This window comes from Paracoccus saliphilus (genome assembly GCF_028553805.1).
GTDB classification, from domain to species: domain Bacteria; phylum Pseudomonadota; class Alphaproteobacteria; order Rhodobacterales; family Rhodobacteraceae; genus Paracoccus; species Paracoccus saliphilus.
Genome location: NZ_CP067140.1, coordinates 3,308,666 through 3,327,082, shown reverse-complemented (window position 1 = coordinate 3,327,082; position 18,417 = coordinate 3,308,666). Strand labels below are relative to the sequence as shown.

Annotated in this window: 17 protein-coding genes; 10 read left to right on the top strand and 7 right to left on the bottom strand. The window is 60.2% G+C overall.

All coding sequences use genetic code 11. The features are described 5' to 3' along the window. The first annotated feature begins 197 nt into the window (after positions 1-197). From JHX88_RS16040 to tdh, 3 genes are all read left to right on the top strand, one after another. A complete protein-coding gene (locus tag JHX88_RS16040) occupies positions 198-779 on the top strand; it encodes a helix-turn-helix domain-containing protein (protein ID WP_272848060.1) in 582 nt (193 codons plus the stop codon). A gap of 90 nt (positions 780-869) precedes the next feature. Then, positions 870-2,057, top strand: a complete 1,188-nt coding sequence (locus JHX88_RS16035; RefSeq protein WP_076526755.1) for a glycine C-acetyltransferase — start codon at positions 870-872, stop codon at positions 2,055-2,057. Between the two features lie 14 nt (positions 2,058-2,071). After that, positions 2,072-3,100 carry an L-threonine 3-dehydrogenase gene (gene tdh, locus JHX88_RS16030; protein WP_076526800.1) on the top strand — a complete coding sequence of 343 codons (1,029 nt, stop codon included), beginning with the start codon at positions 2,072-2,074 and terminating at the stop codon, positions 3,098-3,100. A gap of 234 nt (positions 3,101-3,334) precedes the next feature. Here tdh and JHX88_RS16025 read toward each other — a convergent pair whose 3' ends face one another. Next, entirely contained in the window at positions 3,335-3,739 is a 405-nt protein-coding gene (locus JHX88_RS16025) for an ArsR/SmtB family transcription factor (protein WP_272848059.1), read from the bottom strand. On the opposite strand from JHX88_RS16025, the gene JHX88_RS16020 reads away from it, so the two are divergent. Beyond that, a complete protein-coding gene (locus JHX88_RS16020; RefSeq protein ID WP_076526754.1) occupies positions 3,738-4,184 on the top strand; it encodes an SRPBCC family protein in 447 nt (148 codons plus the stop codon). The genes JHX88_RS16025 and JHX88_RS16020 overlap by 2 nt on opposite strands. Positions 4,185-4,195: 11 nt before the next feature. Then, complete coding sequence (locus JHX88_RS16015) at positions 4,196-4,552, top strand: hypothetical protein (protein WP_272848058.1); 357 nt, start codon at positions 4,196-4,198, stop codon at positions 4,550-4,552. 60 nt (positions 4,553-4,612) lie between these two features. Here JHX88_RS16015 and JHX88_RS16010 read toward each other — a convergent pair whose 3' ends face one another. The 5 genes from JHX88_RS16010 to JHX88_RS15990 form a co-directional block, all read right to left on the bottom strand. Further along, positions 4,613-6,238, bottom strand: a complete 1,626-nt coding sequence (locus tag JHX88_RS16010; protein ID WP_076526753.1) for an ABC transporter ATP-binding protein — start codon at positions 6,236-6,238, stop codon at positions 4,613-4,615. Beyond that, entirely contained in the window at positions 6,235-7,074 is an 840-nt protein-coding gene (locus JHX88_RS16005; protein ID WP_076526752.1) for an ABC transporter permease, read from the bottom strand. Before JHX88_RS16005 ends, JHX88_RS16010 begins: the two co-directional genes overlap by 4 nt. Continuing rightward, positions 7,071-8,042 carry an ABC transporter permease gene (locus tag JHX88_RS16000; RefSeq protein ID WP_076526751.1) on the bottom strand — a complete coding sequence of 324 codons (972 nt, stop codon included), beginning with the start codon at positions 8,040-8,042 and terminating at the stop codon, positions 7,071-7,073. Before JHX88_RS16000 ends, JHX88_RS16005 begins: the two co-directional genes overlap by 4 nt. A 79-nt stretch (positions 8,043-8,121) precedes the next feature. Beyond that, positions 8,122-9,678 carry an ABC transporter substrate-binding protein gene (locus JHX88_RS15995; protein ID WP_076526750.1) on the bottom strand — a complete coding sequence of 519 codons (1,557 nt, stop codon included), beginning with the start codon at positions 9,676-9,678 and terminating at the stop codon, positions 8,122-8,124. Between the two features lie 99 nt (positions 9,679-9,777). Beyond that, a complete protein-coding gene (locus JHX88_RS15990; RefSeq protein WP_076526749.1) occupies positions 9,778-10,434 on the bottom strand; it encodes a GntR family transcriptional regulator in 657 nt (218 codons plus the stop codon). 155 nt (positions 10,435-10,589) lie between these two features. On the opposite strand from JHX88_RS15990, the gene JHX88_RS15985 reads away from it, so the two are divergent. From JHX88_RS15985 to JHX88_RS15975, 3 genes are read left to right on the top strand one after another with little or no spacing between them, the layout of a single operon-like run. Beyond that, positions 10,590-11,942 (top strand): aspartate aminotransferase family protein, encoded by a 1,353-nt coding sequence (locus JHX88_RS15985; protein WP_272848057.1) that lies wholly within the window; start codon positions 10,590-10,592, stop codon positions 11,940-11,942. Then, positions 11,939-13,519 carry an acetolactate synthase large subunit gene (locus tag JHX88_RS15980; RefSeq protein WP_272848056.1) on the top strand — a complete coding sequence of 527 codons (1,581 nt, stop codon included), beginning with the start codon at positions 11,939-11,941 and terminating at the stop codon, positions 13,517-13,519. The genes JHX88_RS15985 and JHX88_RS15980 overlap by 4 nt, the downstream gene beginning before the upstream one ends. A gap of 24 nt (positions 13,520-13,543) precedes the next feature. After that, positions 13,544-14,833, top strand: coding sequence for an ArgE/DapE family deacylase (locus JHX88_RS15975; RefSeq protein WP_076526748.1), 1,290 nt, complete (start codon positions 13,544-13,546; stop codon positions 14,831-14,833). Positions 14,834-14,898: 65 nt separating this feature from the next. On the opposite strand, the gene JHX88_RS15970 is transcribed toward JHX88_RS15975, so the two are convergent. After that, on the bottom strand, positions 14,899-15,615 hold the full coding sequence (locus JHX88_RS15970) for a GntR family transcriptional regulator (RefSeq protein WP_076526795.1): 717 nt from the start codon (positions 15,613-15,615) through the stop codon (positions 14,899-14,901). Between the two features lie 123 nt (positions 15,616-15,738). Between JHX88_RS15970 and JHX88_RS15965 the strand changes: the two genes are divergently transcribed. Together JHX88_RS15965 and JHX88_RS15960 are read left to right on the top strand one after the other, a co-directional pair. Beyond that, complete coding sequence (locus tag JHX88_RS15965; RefSeq protein ID WP_076526747.1) at positions 15,739-17,088, top strand: glutamine synthetase family protein; 1,350 nt, start codon at positions 15,739-15,741, stop codon at positions 17,086-17,088. Continuing rightward, on the top strand, positions 17,088-18,398 hold the full coding sequence (locus JHX88_RS15960; RefSeq protein ID WP_076526746.1) for an NAD(P)/FAD-dependent oxidoreductase: 1,311 nt from the start codon (positions 17,088-17,090) through the stop codon (positions 18,396-18,398). The genes JHX88_RS15965 and JHX88_RS15960 overlap by 1 nt, the downstream gene beginning before the upstream one ends. Positions 18,399-18,417: the final 19 nt, after the last annotated feature.

The following is an 18,417-nucleotide window of genomic DNA, read 5'->3' as shown; positions in this document are numbered from 1 at the left end:
CAAGGGGGCGGCGCAAAATCACAGCACCGGTCTCATTCAGCCCGATGAGGCTGTACACGGCCTTGCCAAGATCGGTTTCAAGCACGACTATCGATATCGGTCCGTTCCAGCCGGTGACATCTGTAACCGAGGAGTCGTTATGGCGATGTGCGGTCCAAATTCGCTTCGGGATTGACGATTGCGCTGGAAAGTCATCGATGCGGGTCTTAACTTCCGGGTTCATGGAGAAACCTGATGCCATATTGTCGCTTCTTCCTGCGCGGTTGAAACACGCACGGCGGGCGCAGGGGCTTTCCCTGGATGCCGTAGCCAGGTTGTCCGGCGTGTCCCGCAGCATGGTGAGCCAGATCGAACGAGGCGAATCCTCGCCCACCGTGTCGACATTGTGGAACCTGACGCGGGCGCTGCAGGTGGATTTCGCAGGGCTGCTGGAAGATAAGGCGATCAGTCAGATCGAGGTGCTGCGGGCTCAGGAGGTTCCGACCATCGAGAACCGCGGATCAGGCTGCACGATCCGAATCCTTTCGCCGCCCGAGGATGCCGGAACCCACGAAGTTTACGAACTGCGCTTCGTCAAGGACGGCGTGCTGGATTCCGCGCCGCATGCTCGTGGCACCCGAGAATATCTGACAGTGTTCGAGGGCGCTTTGACAGTGACCAGTGGCGAAGCTTGTGACCGACTGAATACCGGGGAAACCGCGCGTTACGCAGCCGATGTGCCGCATCGGATACAGGCGGAAGTTCAGGCGCGGGCCTTTCTTGTCGTCAAGGGTGGGTGATGGCTTAGCGGAGACGGCCAGGGAATCCATAATTGCGGAATCTTTTCCGTGATGGTAGAGGAAATACTGTCAACAAGCAGGAGTCTTCCCATGCCCGATCGTTTCATCGCCCATCTGCAGGACGAGCTTGCAGGCATCGAAGCCGATGGCCTGATGAAGCGCGAGCGAATGATCTCATCCCCGCAGAGTGCTAATATTTATGTTGAAAATCATGATCTTATTAATCTGTGCGCCAACAATTATCTTGGGCTTGCGGACCATCCTGACCTGATCAGTTCGGCGCGGAAAGCGATGGATGAAAAAGGGTTCGGAATGGCTTCGGTCCGGTTCATCTGCGGGACGCAGGATTTGCATCGTGAGCTGGAACAAAAATTGGCGTCGTTCCTGGGCAAAGACGACTCGATCCTCTTCGCCGCGTGTTTCGACGCCAATGGCGGATTGTTCGAGCCGCTTCTGGGGCCGGAAGATGCTGTTATCTCGGACGCGCTCAACCATGCCTCGATCATCGACGGTATCCGGCTTTGCAAGGCAAAACGCTATCGCTACGCGAACAATGACATGAGCGATCTGGAAGCGAAGCTGAACGAGGCACGCGACGCGGGCGCACGTCATGTGATGATCGCCACGGACGGTGTGTTTTCCATGGATGGATATCTGGCGAACCTGCCTGAGATCACACGGTTGGCGAAAGAGCATGACGCGGTGGTGATGGTGGACGATTGCCACGCGACAGGTTTCATGGGGAACCGCGGTGCGGGCACCCCGGATCATTTCGGTGTCGATGTGGATATTCTGACCGGGACGCTGGGTAAGGCGCTTGGCGGCGCGCTTGGCGGTTACATCGCCGGGCCGCAGCCGGTGATTGACCTGCTGCGGCAGAGAGCGCGGCCCTATCTGTTCTCGAATGCACTGCCGCCGTCTATCGTTGCCGCCGGGCTGGAGGCGCTTCGGCTGGTGGAACAAGGCTCCGATCTGAGGGCGCGGCTATTCGAGAATGCGCGTTACTGGCGCGAGGGATTGAGCGACATGGGCTTTGACCTGCTGCCAGGTGAGCATCCGATCATCCCCGTGATGCTGGGCGAGGCACCGCTCGCGCAGAGGATGGCGGCGCGGCTATTCGAGGAAGGCGTTTATGTTTCGGGTTTCTTCTACCCGGTGGTGCCGCATGGAAAGGCGCGTATCCGCACACAGATGAACGCCGCGCTGACGACTGAACAGCTTGACCGCGCGCTTGCCGCCTTCGGCAAGGTGGGTCGCGAACTGGACGTGATCCGATGACGCGCCCCAACACGATGAAGGCACTTGAGAAGTCCCGGCCTGAGGAGGGGCTGTGGATAGTGCAGGTGCCGGTCCCCGAGATCGGCCCCGACGAGGTGCTGATCCGCGTGAACCAGACCGGTATCTGCGGCACCGATATCCATATCTGGAACTGGGATGAGTGGGCGCAGGCCACGGTGCCGGTGCCGATGATCACCGGGCACGAATTCGCCGGTGAGATCGTGGAGATCGGCCGCAACGTGACCGGGTTGGAGGTCGGACAGCGCTGTTCGGGCGAGGGGCATGTGGTCGGCACCGACAGTCGCCAGAGCCGCTCGGGAAGGTTCCATCTCGATCCGGGCACGCGGGGCATTGGCGTGAATGTGCAGGGGGCTTTCGCGGAATATCTGCGGCTACCGGCCTTCAATGTGGTGCCGCTGCCGGATGACATCCCCGACGAGATCGGGGCGATACTCGATCCGCTGGGGAATGCGGTTCACACGGCACTGAGTTTCGATCTTTTGGGTGAGGATGTGCTGATCACCGGGGCGGGACCGATCGGCATCATGGCGGCTGCGGTGGCTCGGCATGCGGGTGCACGGCATGTGGTGATTACCGACATCAACCCCGACCGGTTGAAACTGGCGGAACATGTCTGCTGCAATCTGCGCGCTGTGGACGTGTCCAAGGAGGATCTGCGCGACGTGATCCGCGATCTCGGGATGAAGCAGGGTTTCGATGTCGGGCTCGAGATGTCAGGCAGCCAGCAGGCGCTGGACCAGATGGTCGAGGCGCTTATCATGGGCGGCAAGATCGCGCTTCTGGGCATTCCGCCCGGCAAGTCCCCGGTGGACTGGTCGCAGATCGTGTTCAAGGCGATCACCATCAAGGGTGTCTATGGCCGAGAGATGTTCGAGACCTGGTACAAGATGATCGCCATGCTGCAGAACGGGTTGGATGTTAGCCGGGTGATCACCCACCGGATGGCCGTGGACGATTTCCAAAAGGGTTTTGCCGCGATGAAATCAGGCCAATCCGGCAAGGTTGTACTAAGGTGGCGCTGAACGGCGCGGCATCCGGTCTATCGAAGGGGATCGCATCGCAGAACTTCGGCGTATCGAGCTTGCACCACCTCGCGCCGTGGCCCGCAAGCTCGTTACCTTGGCCAATGCTTTAAGCAAATTTCGTCAGACCTGGTGCGCTCAGCCCAACTGAAAAATACAGTTACCAGAGGCGCCCTCGGCCAAGTGCCGTGCTTCACCGGAGGAAGGCGCTGCCGGCTTCATCGCCTGCCATCGCTAGATATTTTGGATATTGGATGGTGCGGCATCCTCTTCCACTGCATGTTTCAACTGATTCAGCATGTTGACCGCATAAGCGGCATAAGGGCCAATCCACCGTTCATGGACAGCATGGATGGGCAACGCATCGAGATGGTTCCACCGTTCGCGGCCGCATCGTTCGACGATGACCAGCCCGGCCGCCTCCAACACCCTGAGATGTTGCATGACCGTGCATCGATCCAGTTCCGGCAGCGCCTCGCACAGGGCTCCGGTGGTTTTCGGCCCGTCTTTCATCAGATCCAGCATCCGGCGTCTGGCCCGATGGCCAAGTGCCTTGAAAAGCATGTCTTCCTGATCTTCAACCATCATGTTATAAAAATATAACATGAATGGAATCAACACAAGGAGAAAGCGTGCCATGGAACCGAAATTCACAGTCAGCGGCCGGATCGCGAAACCTGTCGGCGATGTGTTCGACGCGGTGGTCAGCCCGGACCGGCTTTCGCAATTCTTCACGACCGGCGGTGCCAAGGGGGTGCTGGCGGCAGGGGCCGAGGTGACCTGGGATTTCCACGATTTTCCCGGCGCGTTTCCGGTTCGCGTGCAGGAGGTCGTGCCGAACGAAAAGATCATCCTGGAATGGGAGGCACATGGCGTTCCGGACACATGGACCACCGTGGCGATGACATTCCAGGCGCTCGATGATGGCCGCACATTGGTGCGGATCAGTGAATATGGCTGGCCCGACACGGATGCCGGTCTGAAGTCCTGCCTTGGGAATTGTGAGGGCTGGACCGGGATGCTTTGCGCAATGAAGGCGTGGCTGGAACACGGTATCCGGTTGCGCGACGGCTTCTACAAGTAGGATGGATTGACATGCTGGAGGACAGGATCATGAGGCCGGGCAAGAATATCGCGATCAAGGTGCCATTGTATCAATGGGACAGCACCGTGGCTTACTACCGGGACCGGGTCGGCCTGAAGGTTTCGCGGATTCTGAACGACAGTGTCGGCTTCAGTTTCGGAGGCATGACCCTATGGATCGACCGCGTTTCGCATCAGAGCCAATCGGATGTCTGGCTGGAACTGTTCACCGACGATCCGGACGGGGCACTCGAACGGCTTGGCAGCCCGGAACGAGACGAGTTGGAACCGCTCGACACGGTGACGGGCCATTGGACGTCCGACCCGGCGGGCACGGTATTGCTGATCCGGAAGGAGAAATCAGCATGATCCCGTGCCTCGCCGCAGCTTTGGCGAGGCGCCGGAATTCCGATCTACGCCACACAGCCACTATTCTGCCCCGGCGAGTGCCTTTTCGTATTCTTGCCCCGGAATGGCAGCCAGCAGGCTGCGGGTATAGTCGGTATCTGGATCGTGCAGCACCTTGCTTGCGGGGCCGGTCTCGACGATGCGGCCTTTCTGCATGACGATGATCCGGTCGCAGATTCGTGCCGCGACCCGCAGGTCATGGGTGATGAACAGCATCGACAGGTTCAGCCGTGCCTTGAGATCGGCAAGCAAATCCAGGACCTGGGCTTGGATCGAGACATCCAGCGCCGAAACGGCTTCATCCGCGATGATGATGGCCGGGTCGAGTGCAAGGGCGCGTGCGATTCCGATCCGCTGGCGCTGGCCTCCGGAAAATTCATGCGGAAAGCGGCTCATCGCCGAGGCGTCCAGTCCGACCAGTTCCAGCAGTTCGCCTGCCCGGTTTCGTGCGTCGCCCGGTGCGGTGCCATAGGCAATCGGCCCCTCGGTAAGAATGCACGAGACGCGCGACCGGGGGTTGAGCGAAGAATAGGGATCCTGAAAGATCATCTGAATCCGGCGGCGGCGTTCACGCAGTTCCGCGCCCGGCATATGGGCGATATCTTCGCCATCCAGCAATACGCGGCCCTTGCTCGGGTTGATCAACCGGACGAGGCAGCGGCCAAGGGTGGATTTGCCCGAGCCGGATTCGCCGACAATTCCAATGGTTTCGCCCTTATAAAGCTGAAAGTTCGCGTCTTGCACCGCTTCGACGACACGTCGCTTGCCGAACAGCTTGCCACTGCCGGTTGAGAATGTCTTGTAAAGTCCTTCGACTGACAGGACCGGTTCACTCGGTTCGTTCTTGCTGCCGGTATGGCCCCCGGTCAGACGTGGGATCGCATCGATCAGCGCCTTGGTATAGGGATGTTCTGGCCGCAGCAGAACCTTGTCGGCGCTGCCGGTTTCGACGATCTTGCCAGTCTGCATGACGATCACCCGGTCGGCGATATCGGCGACCACGCCGAAATCATGGGTAATGAAGATCACCGCCATCTGGCGCTTTTGACGCAGATTTTCAATCAGATCGAGGATTTGCGCTTGCGTCGTGACATCCAGCGCCGTCGTCGGTTCGTCCGCGATCAGGATATCCGGCTCCAGCGCAAGGGCCATGGCGATCATCACCCGCTGTCTCTGACCGCCGGACAGTTGGAACGGGTAGGCGCGGATCGCTGTCTGCGGATCGGGAATGCCGACTTCGGTCAGAAGTCGGAGCGCCTGTTCATGCCGCTCGGGGCGGGTCAGGGCACCATGCGCCTCGAACACTTCTTCGATCTGTGCGCCGATGCGCATCAGCGGGTTCAGGGCGCTCAGCGGCTCCTGGAAGATCATCGAGATACGCCCGCCCCGCAGGGCAAGCATCTCTTTCTCGGGCAGGCCCAGGATGTCACGCCCATCGAAATCGATTCTACCGGAGACGGGCTTCACTCCTTCCGGAAGCAGCCCCATGACGGCATTGGCCGACATCGATTTGCCCGAGCCGCTTTCGCCGACGATACAGAGGATCTCACCGGGCGTGAGATCGAAATCGATATCCTGGGCGGCATAATCGCGATCAGCACCCTCTGGCAGGGCAATGGTCAGGTCGCGGATCGACAGCAAGCTCATTTCGATTTCCTCGTCAACCGCGGGTTCAGCGCGTCATTCAACCCTTCGCCGATCAGGTTCAGGGCAAGGACCGTCAGCAGGATCGCCATGCCCGGCATGAATGACAGCCACCATTGCTCGCGGATCACCGTGCGGGCGGCCCCGATCATGTAGCCCCATGACATAATGTTGGGATCACCAAGCCCAAGAAACGAGAGTGCGCTTTCCAGCAGGATCGCCTGTGCCACCATCAATGAGGCCAGCACGATGATCGGGGGCAAGGCGTTAGGCAGGATATGCCGCGTGATGATCTGCAGGTTGCTCAATCCCGACAGGGTGGCCGCCTCGATGAACTCGCGGGTGCGCAGGCTCAGCACCTCGCCCCGGACCAACCGCGCCACGGGCGGCCAACTGACGATCGCGATGGCGATGATGACGAAGGTCAGCGATGGCTGGAAGGTCGCCAGAAGCACGATGGCTAATGCGAAACTGGGTATGGTCTGGAAAAACTCGGTAAAGCGCATCAGCGCATCGTCCACGCTGCCGGCGAAATAGCCTGCGCTTGCGCCGATGGGCACGCCGATGGCCAGTGCGACGATGGTCGAGACCAGCCCGACCAGCAAGCTGACATAGGCACCATGCGCCAGCCCGGCCATGACATCGCGGCCGACCGCATCCGTGCCCAACAGAAGATCACCCTGGGCAAAGGGCGGCAGGAAGGGGCGCTGCACCATCTTCCACGGACTTTGCGGAAACAACAGCGGCGCGAGGATCGCGACCAGGATGACCAGCGTCAGGATCAGCAGGCCGATGATCGCGCCGCGATTGCGGCAGTATCGTTTCCAGAAATCCCTCATTCGGTCAGCCTTATGCGTGGATCGACAAAGACATAGATGACATCGGTGATCAGGTTGAACAGCAGCACCATCGCCGCCGATACGAAGAAAACGCCAAGGATCACGTTGTAGTCGCGCTGGTTGATCGCCTCGAACATCAGCCGGCCGATACCGGGCCAGGCAAAGACTGTCTCGGTCAGGACCGCGCCGCCGAAAACCTGCCCCGCCTGCAACCCGGCAAGGGTGATGACGGGCAAAAGCGCGTTGCGCAGCACATGGCGGCGCTGGATCACGCCGCGGCTGAGGCCCTTGGCGCGGGCGGTCTTGACGAAATCGAGGCGCGAGACTTCCAGCATCGAGGCACGGGTCATACGCGTGTAGATCGCCATGAAGAACAGCCCCAATGTCGTCGCGGGCAGGATCAGGTGCTTGCCGATATCGAGCGCGCGGGCAAACCCGGTATAGCCCGCCCCGATGGTCTCGAAACCGAAACCCGGCAACCAGCCGAGCCAGACCGAAAAGACCACCACTGCCATCAGGGCGACCCAGAACAGCGGCGTTGCATAGAACAGAAGCGCGAGGGTCGAGATCACCGTGTCTCCCCATGTCCCCTGGCGGGCAGAGGCGGCGACGCCCGCGATCACCCCCATGACCAGCGACAATACGAAAGCAGCCCCTGTCAGTAGCAGGGTCGCGGGTAGGCGGTCCCAGATCAGGTCCGCCACCGGCATCTGCTGGCGGAAGGAGAAGCCCAGATCAAGCTGCACCGCGCCTTTGAGATAGATCCAGAGCTGGACGTAAAGCGGCTGGTCCAGCCCGAATTTTGTGCGCAGATCGGCGAGGAATTTTTCATCTGCGGCACCGGCCTCGCCGGCCATGACGGCGGCGGGATCGCCGGGGGCGGCGTGGATCAGAAAGAAATTCAGGATCAGGATGGCCAGAAGGATGAAGACTGACTTGACCAACCTGCCGAGGATGAACCGCGTCAAACCTGTTCTCCCGTTGCTGTTGGCGAGATATCCGGGAAGGCGGAAAGGCCGCCTCCCCGGTCAAAAGGCGAACACCCGGTTACTGTTCGATCCATGTGTCGCGGAAGCTGTCATTCACCCCGATCGCCGTGGTGACCGGATCATGGATATTGCAGCGGGATATCGTCGGGAAGCCCAGCTCGAGGAGCCAGATATTCGGGGCATCCGAAACGATGATGTCCTGGATCTCGGCATAGGCCTTTTCGCGGTCCTCGGGACTGACCATCAGGGCAGCCTCCTCGAACATCTCGTCGATTTCCGGGTTCTGGTAATTCGCGACATTATTCCAGGGCGAGCCCTTTTCCGCATTGTCACTGAAATAGTTGCGCGCCACGCCAAGGGCCGGGTCGCCGTATTGGTAAAGGTAGGTGAAGGCCAGATCGTAATCGCGGTCGCTGACTTTCTGGTTCCACCCTGCCACATCCGAGGCGACGATCTCGACATCCATGCCGATCTCGGCGAGGTTCTGCTTCACCGCCTCGGCCCAACGCTGCCATGTTTCGCCATAAGGCAAGCCAAGCAGGCGGATCGTCTCGCCGTTATAGGAGGATTCCTCGAGCAACGCCTTTGCCTTCTCGGGATCGTAGGAAATATCCGGGGTCGCATCCGAATAGAAGCGCGTCGATGACGAGACCGGCCCCGTCGCGACCTTGCCCAGACCGTTCCAAAGCGCATCGCGGGAGAATTCCCGGTCGACCGCATGCATGATCGCCTGCCGGACCTTCAGATCGTCGAGTGGCGGGTTGTCATGGTTGACCCACATCCATGCCAGCGGGCCGAAAAGCTCCCACCCCTTGTCGGTGATGCAGGTGTTCTCCATTTCCTTGATCCGCGGCACGTCGAAATTTTCGATAGAGCCGCCGGGAAGCACGTCCACCCTGCCGGTCTCATAGGCCACCGAGCGCGAGGCGGCATCGGGGATCACATGATAATAGATGTCATCGAGGTAGGGCTTGCCCTCCAGGTAGTAATCCTCGTTCTTCACCAGGTGGATATAGCTGCCCTTCTCCCATTCATCGAATTTGAACGGGCCGGTGCCGATCGGTGTGTTGTTGGCGGGGTTGCTGGCGAAATCCGTCCCCTCGTAGACATGTTTCGGGATCATCGGCGCGGTGCCCGGCTCGAACAGGCCGAGGAACGGGCCGAAGGGGTTCTTCAGCTTGAATACGACGGTATAGGGATCCGGTGTCTCGATGCTTTCGAGATGTTCCAGCGAGGTGCGCAGGCGCGGATGGGTTTCGCGCAGGAATACATCGATCGAGAATTTCACATCCTCGGAGGTGAATTCCTCACCGTCATGAAACTTCACACCTTCATGGAGCTTGAAGGTATAGGTCAGGCCGTCTTCGGAAATGCTCCATTCCTTCGCGAGGCCGGGATGCGGATTCAGGTCGGTGTCATAGCGCAGCAGGCTTTCGTATATGTCACCGGCGACCATCTGGGTAGGGGCGTTCTGGAGCAGGCCGATCATCAATCCCGGCGGCTCTGGCTGGATGACCACGTTCAGCGTTCCGCCGCTTTGCGGCTCCTGCGCCATGGCGGGCAGGGCAATGGTTACGGCCAATGCTGCCATAAGATTTCGGACTTGACGTCTCATGCCTTATTTCTCCCTGTGGTTCTTTTTTCCTGATTTGTTACCTGTCAGCCTATCGAAGTCGGGCAGGATTTTAAGCTTTTTCTGGATGCCAGTTTCATGTCATCCGGATTCGAAGCTGTTGATATAGGCAATGATCCCTTTTCTGGGCTTTTTGATATCGGCACGCATGGCCGCCCGTGCCGCGGCCCCGTCACGAGATTCGCAGGCAGCGATGATTTCGTGATGATGCCCGACCAGATCCCCGCGTGCGGAATCGTAATATCCGGCGATGAGCGGCCCCATCCGCAGCCACAGCCGGTGCAGGATCGATAGCAGAACCGGCATATCCGCCATGCTGGCCAGCGCGAAATGGAAGCGCTGGTTATACTCGACCGCGCGTATCCACCTGTCTGCTGCCATGGCGGTCTCGGTTTGCGCAACGATCCGCTTCAGGCGCGAGATATCGCCTGCAGTCGCCCGTTCGGCTGCCTGCCCGGCGGCCATGCCCTCCAGTTCCATTCGGATACGAGAAATTTCCAGGTATTGCGCGACCTCCAGCACTGGCACCCGGACATCGCGGGAAGAGCGCTGCTCCAGCACCTGATCCTGCAACATGCGCTGAATCGCGTCTCGTACCGGGGTGGAGCTCGTTCCCAGCATTTCGGCCAGTCCCCGGATCGTCACCTTCTGATCCGGGCGAAGCATGCCCCGGACGAGCGCCTGCGCCAACTGGTCATAGATGGTCGCGCCTAGCGAATCCTTGCTGATTTCCTTCAAAGCCTAGCGCCTCGCCATGACTGAAAGACGATGTAATTTGATGCATCATGCATCGAAAATGTTGAACCGGCAAGAATTGGGCGCAATAGTCACCTCACCGGATTCTCGCGGGAAGGTTTTCCGTTTCCGCATCCACAATCTCAGGAGGACAGATCATGGTGGCCAGCGGCATGAACTCTCAGGAGGCGCGCGATATTGCCTATCACCTGCACAGCTACACGAATGCGGCCCGGCATCTTGAGATCGGCCCGCTGGTGATCGAACGCGGAGAGGGGCCTTATGTGTTCGACAATAATGGCAAGCGCTATCTCGAGGCGATGGCCGGGTTATGGAGCGTCGGCCTCGGCTTCAACGAGCAGCGGTTGGTAGACGCGGCGACGCGGCAGATGCAGGCGCTGCCCTTCTATCATTCCTTCTCGCATAAATCGCATGGTCCGGTCATCGATCTCGCGGAAAAATTGATCTCGATCGCGCCGGCGCTGATGAGCAAGGTCTATTTTACCAATTCGGGTTCGGAAGCGAACGATACAGTGGTCAAGTTGCTCTGGTATCGCTCGAACGCGCTTGGCCAGCCGCAGCGCAAGAAGATCATTTCCCGCCTGCGCGGTTATCACGGGGTTACCATCGCTTCGGCCAGCCTGACCGGTCTGCCGAATAATCACAGGTCGTTCGATCTGCCGATTTCGAATGTCCTGCACACCATGGCGCCGCATTTCGGCAGCGAGGGCAAGGAGGGCGAGAGCGAAGAGGATTTCGCCACCCGTTGCGCCGAGGAGCTGGAGGCGTTGATCCAGAGCGAAGGCCCCGACACCATCGCCGCCTTCATCGCCGAGCCGGTGATGGGCGCGGGGGGCGTGATCGTTCCGCCCCGGACCTATTGGGAGAAGATCCAGGCCGTGCTGAAGCGTCACGACATCCTGCTGATCGCCGACGAGGTGATCTGCGCCTTCGGACGAACGGGAAAGATGTTCGCCTGCGAAACCTTCGGCATCGAACCGGATGTCTTGGTCATGTCCAAGCAGATCACCTCGTCCTATTTCCCGCTCTCCGCCTTCATGATCAACGAGCGCGTCTTCGAGCCGATCGCAGAGGAAAGCGACAGGATCGGCGTGCTGGGGCATGGCTTTACCGCTTCGGGGCATCCGGTGGGCGCGGCGGTGGCGCTGGAGAATATCGCCATCATCGAAGAGCGGGATCTCGTCCGCAACGCGGCGGAAACCGGTGCCTATATGCAAGAACGCCTGAACGCATTTGCCGATCATCCATTGGTTGCCGAAACACGGGGGATCGGCCTGATCGGGGCGATTGAACTGAAGCCGGGTGATACACCTGCACAGCGGGGTGGCCTGATGAACCGGATCATGCAGGACAGGGGCGTGATCTCGCGCAACATGGGGGATACGATGGGCTTCTGCCCGCCCCTGATCGTTTCGCGCGCCGAGATCGACGAGATGATCGGCGTGGTGACGGAGTCGCTCGACATTCTGCAACAGCAGATATCCGCATGATCCAATCCTATCCCATGACCGTTGAGGACAAGAACATGAACGGAGCCGAAAGCGTCGTCCGCAGCCTGCATGCCGGGGGGGTGGAGGTCTGCTTCGCCAATCCCGGCACATCAGAGATGCAGTTCGTCGATGCGTTGGATCGTACCAAGCTGATGCACTGTGTGCTGGGCCTGTTCGAAGGTGTCGTGACCGGCGCAGCAGACGGCTATGCGCGCATGGCCGGGAAACCTGCAGTGACGCTTTTGCATCTTGCACCCGGTCTCGCCAATGCCGGGGCCAACATGCATAACGCGCGCAAGGGCAGGGTGCCGATGGTGAATATTGTCGGCGACCATGCCTTGCGCCATCAGCAATATGATGCGCCGCTTTCGGGCGATGTCGAGGGCGCGGCGGCCCCGTTCAGCGATTGGGTGCGCTCGGCCGGTTCGGCGGAAAGTTTTGCCGCCGATGCAATGGAGGCGCTGGCGGCGGCGCGCGGTAAGCCGGGGCGTGTCGCCACGCTCGTGGCTCCGGCGGATATCGGTTGGGATGAAGGCGGGGTCATGGCGGATGTGATCGAGCCAGAGGGTCCCGCCCCGTTGGACGAAACTGCATTGTCCCAGGCCGTCAGGGCATTGGAAGGCGATGAAAACACCGTCATTCTGGCGGGCAATTCGGTCCTCGAAGACATCGCCGCGCTGGCATTGCTGCAGGGGATATCGGAACGCAGCGGCGCGCGTGTTCTTGCCCCTGTCTCGAGCCGCCGGACCGAGCGGGGCCGGGGCCGGTTCGAGGTGCCGAAGATTCCCTATCCGATCAACGAGGCGCTGGAATGCCTGCGCCCATTCACAAGGGCGATCCTGATCGAGACGCCGCCGCCGGTCGCCTTCTTCGCCTATCCGGGCAAGCCCAGCCTCGTTTTGCCCGAGAATTGCGAGATCATCCGGTTGGCGGGGCTGGATGGCGACGGCCCGGCGGCCATCGCCGCGCTGGCCGATCGGATAGGCGCCAGGCCGGGCAGGCCGGTCGATGGCCCGCTGCCGCCCGCGCCGCAACCCGGCGCGATCACCCGCGAGACACTGGCAGCTGCTATCGCCAATGCACTACCCGAGAGCGCCATTGTCACGGACGAGATGGTCACTGCAGGTGGCCATGTCTATCCCGCGGCGGCGGGGGCCGCGCCGACAAGCTGGCTGGCACTGACCGGTGGCTCGATCGGGATCGGATTGCCATTGGCCACGGGGGCTGCGCTTGGTGCACCCGACCGTCCGGTGATCGCCTGTCAGGCCGATGGTTCGGCGATGTACACGATCCAGGCGCTCTGGACACAGGCCCGCGAAGGTCTCAATGTCACCAATGTGATATTTGCCAATCGCAGCTATGAGATCCTCAAGGGGGAATTGCGCAATGTCGGCGCGAATCCGGGACCTGATGCGCTGAACATGCTCGATCTCGACCGCCCCGAGTTGGATTTTGTGTCGCTTGCCCGCGGAATGGGGGTGTCGGGGCGGCGGGTCGAGGATACCCGCGAATTGCAGCGGGCCATCGAGGATGCCGCGCGCGAACCCGGCCCGTTCCTGATTGAAGCCGTGATGTAACGGTGCAGCCGAAAGGAGTAACCGATGCCGCTCGATCCAACCCTCAGGGACCGCATCCTGACATCCGTCGAGGAGGGGTTCGACGATCAGATCGCCTTCACGCAGCAGCTTGTCGCGATGCCGTCTCTGCGCGGGCATGAACATCCGATCCAGGACTTCGTGTTCAACCAGTTGAAATCGCGCGGTTACGCGATGGATCGCTTTGCAATGGATAGGGAGGTCATCGCCGCGCACCTTGGCGGTTCGCATTGGTCAGAGCAGCATTCGGATGCGCCCATCATCGTCGGCATTCACCGGCCCCGGAACGAAACCGGGCACTCGCTGATCTTGCAGTCGCATCTCGATGTCGTGCCAGAGGGGCTGCATGACATGTGGCGCGACCCGCCCTTTTCTGGCCGTATCGACGGGGACTGGATGTATGGACGTGGCGCCGCTGATATGAAGGCGGGTGCTGCGGCGAATATATTCGCGCTGGATGCGCTTCGCCGGCTCGGGCTGCAACCGGCGGCGACCGTCTATGTACAATCGGTTGTGGAAGAGGAATCCACCGGCAATGGTGCGCTGCAGACATGGCTTCAGGGCTATACCGCCGATGCGGTCCTGATCCCTGAACCCGAGGACGAAAAGCTGGTTCGCGCCAACACCGGCGTGTTGTGGTTCCAGGTCAAGCTGCGGGGCATGCCCGTGCATGTGCGGGAAATGGGCGAGGGGGCTAATGCCATCGACACCGCCTATCGGGTGATCGGAGCCCTGCGCGCGATCGAGGCCGATTGGAATGCCGAAAAAGGCGAACATCCGCATTTCGAGGATGAGGCCCATCCCATCAATCTCAATATCGGCAAGATCGAAGGCGGTGATTGGGCGTCCTCGGTGCCGTCATGGTGCAATATCGACTGCCGCGTCTCGATCTATCCGGGGCGCAGCGCCGCCGATGCCGCGCGCGAGATCACCGAACGGATCGCGGCTTTCGGGCAATCCGACAGGTTCCTCGCCAATAATCCGCCTGAAGTCGTCTTCAACGGCTTTTACGCCGAGGGCTACGTGCTGGAACCCGGTTCAGATGCCGAGGCCGCCTTGGCCGAGGCGCACAAGGCTGCTTGCGGCAAGCCGCTGGAAAGCTTCATGACTGCCGGGTATCTCGATACGCGGGTCTATGCGCTGTACAACAAGATTCCGGCGCTTTGCTATGGCCCGGTTTCGCGCAACATCCATGGTGTGGATGAATGCGTTAGCCTGCCTTCCCTGCGCAGGATCACCGAGGCGATGGCATTGTTCATCGCGGATTGGTGCGGAACCGAGGCCGTGGAGGACTGACAACCTTCCAAAGTACCGAAGGCGGCAAATGGCCGATGTTTTCATCTAAATGCAGACGGAACATCTCAATCGACTGAGCCCATCTGATGACCCGACGCTGCCCGGATCAGCAACTGGTGACCGCTATGGCTTACTCCTTCGCTGATATCGTCTTCCGTTGCAGCCCTTAGGGCGGTGGCATCGCGGGCTTTCAGGGCCTCCAAAAGTTCCTTGTGCCGATCGACCTTGTAGAATTCCGCAACATGTTCGATGACCTGCCGCTGGAAAGGCCCAAGTTGCAGCCAGATGCTTTCGATTGCCGGCATGGAGACCTGGTGAGGATTGATCGTATAGAGCGACCGATGGAATTGCTGATTCAGGATCGTCAGCCGGTCAAGATCGTTATCAGATATCGCCAGGTCCATTTCCTTATCGATGGCCGTTAGCGTTTCTATAAATATATCAGATATATAGGGGAGGGAGCGCTCGGCGGCGTGAGTTTCGAGAGTAATGCGCAGCGCCACCAATTCCTCGAAGCGGCCAAGGGTCATTGCGGGGATCTGCATCCGACGGTTCTCGAGAATCCTGATCGCATGCTCGGAGCTTAGCCGGCGAACCGCTTCACGGATCGGGGTCGGGCTGAGGTTCAGTCCTTGGGCAAGGCCGCGCATCGTCAGGCTGGTCCCCGGCGGGATGGCCCCGGTCATGATCGCATAGCGCAGGCGTGAATAGACATGTTCCTGGGTTGTGCGGTCCTTGTCCAAGGGAATGTCAGGAATCTTCAGGTCTTGTTTATTGCCCATGCGAGAATCCGTCCAATGCTCGATCCCGACTATATGCGGAAAACATTGACTCTGGGAAGGATTGATATAGTAAATCATAAAAAGGTATCACAATTTTATAATTGGTATCATTAAGGAAAAATCATGCCTGCCAACCGCGCGAAAAAATGGCTGAGGGATCGACCGGAGATCGAGGCGATCTTTGCCTGTGTCTGCGATCTGAACGGCACCCTGCGCGGCAAGCGGGTTCCGGTCGATCACGCGGATAACGTCGTCGAGGGCGGGATGCGGATGCCGCTTTCGGTCGTGGGCGTGGATATCTGGGGCGAGGATATCGAGAACAGCGAATTGCTGTTCGAGACCGGCGATTCAGACGGGCTGTGTGATTTCACGGGCCGGGACCTGCTGCCGATTACTTGGTCGAAACGTCCCACGGCGATGGCGATGCTGTGGATGCGGCGAGAGGATGGCACGCCGTTCGAGGGAGATCCCCGCCGTGCCCTGGGGCGGATCGCCGATCGCTACAAGGCCAGGGGACTGACCCCTGTCGTCGCGACCGAACTGGAGTTCTACCTGTGCGATCCGTCGGGCGACCGGCCTGATGCGCCGCGTTCTCCGGTGACAGGCAAGCGCCTGGATACGGACGACGTTCTGTCGCTGGACGAATTGCAGCATTTCGACGGCTTTCTGAACGATGTCTACGATGCCTGCGCCGCGCAGGGGATCCCGGCGGATGCGGCGATTTCCGAAAACGGGGCCGGGCAATTCGAGATCAACTTGAAACATGTCGGCGATCCTTTGCGTGCAGCGGATGATGCGGTGCTGTTCAAGCGGGTGGTGCGCGGGATCGCGCGCAAGCACGGATATGCCGGCACCTTCATGGCCAAACCCTATGGGGACCGCGCCGGTAGCGGGCTTCATGTGCATTTCTCGCTGCTCGACGAACATGGCGATAATGTCTTTGACAACGGTGGAGAAGAGGGCTCGCCGCTCATGCACAACGCTGTGGCTGGATTGCTCGCGACGATGCAGGAAAACAGCCTGACTTTCGCCCCGCATGAGAATTCCTATCGCCGCCTGATGCCGGGAACGCATGCGCCCACCAAGGCCGCATGGGGCTATGAGAACCGCACCGCCGCCATCCGCATTCCCGGTGGAAGCCACAAGGCGCGGCGGATCGAGCATCGGGTCGCCGGGGCGGATGCCAACCCCTATCTGGTGCTGACCAGCATCCTGGGCGGTGCGCTGATCGGGATCGAGAACGATATGGTGCCGCCTCCTGCCATCGTCGGGGATGCCTATCGCCTGGATCTGCCGCATCTCGCATTAGACTGGGCCAGTGCCATCGACGCCTTTGCCCGGGGAAAGCATGTCCCCGAGGTGTTTTCCAAGCGGCTTCAGACCATGCTGGTCGAGTGCAAGACACAGGAAAGCAAGCGCTTCGGCCGGCATGTAACCGATTTCGAGTATCACTCCTATCTGGAGGTCGTGTGATGAACGCTATGACGCATCCCTATGCCGGTGACGGCAGCCACACCAACAGCTATTATGCTGCCTCGGCCAACCCGTCGCCCGACCGGTCCCGACTGACGGGCAAGGACGAGATCGACATCTGTATCGTCGGCGCCGGTTACAGCGGGCTGTCCACCGGGCTTCACCTTGTCGAAAAGGGCTACAAGGTCGCGATCATCGAGGGCGCGCGGGTCGGTTGGGGGGCCTCGGGCCGCAATGGCGGGCAGATCGTCAACGGGCTGAACGCGAGCCTGCAAACCATCCGGAAACGCTATGGCCAGGACACTGCCACATTCGTTGCCGGATTGGTCCAGGAGGGCGGAGAGATCATCCGCGAGCGGGTCAAGACCTATGACATCCAATGCGATCTGAAGGATCTGAATATTTTCACCGGTCTGACCAAGGCTCACATGAAAGAGCTGGAAGAGCGGATGAAGCTATGGGCTAGCTACGGTATCAAGAACCAGGAGCTTCTGGATAGGAACCAGCTGCGCGAACACGTTAACTCCGATCTCTACGAGGGCGGGCTGATCGATTATACCGGCGGCCATATGCACCCGCTCAACCTGGCCCTCGGCGAGGCCGCGGCTTTCGAGAAGCTTGGCGGCACGATCTACGAGATGTCGCCCGTGATCGATGTCGATACCGAGGCCGAGAAACCGGTCGTGAAAACCGACAAGGGCGAGATGACCTGCAAGACGCTCGTACTTTGCGGAAATGCCTATCTTGGCCACGTGGTGCCGACGCTGACGTCGCGCGTGATGCCCGTATCGACGCAGGTCATGGCGACAGAGCCGCTCGGCGAAGAGCGCGCCCATTCACTTCTGCCGCGGGATGCTTGTGTCGAGGATATCCGCTATATTCTCGACTATTATCGTCTGTCCGGCGACAAGCGCCTGCTTTTCGGCGGCGGAACGGTCTATGGCGGCACGGATCCAAGCGATATCGAGGCCAAGCTGCGGCCCAATCTGCACAAGGTCTTTCCGCAGTTGAAAGACATCCGGATCGACTATGCCTGGAGCGGGAATTTCGCACTCTCCTTCAGCCGCGTGCCGCAAATGGGCCGGATCGGAAACAACACCTATTTCGCGCATGGCTATTCCGGCCACGGCGTCACCGGTTCCCACACTTTCGGACGGATCCTGTCCGAGGCAATTGACGGCGATCTGACCCGTTTCGACGTGTTCGACAATGTCCCCTGGTATCCGTTCCCCGGCGGACGGATGTTCCGGGTGCCTTACTCCATGGTTGGCTCATGGTGGTATGCGCTGCGCGACAGGCTCGGATTTTAATCGAGCAGCAAATGCCGGA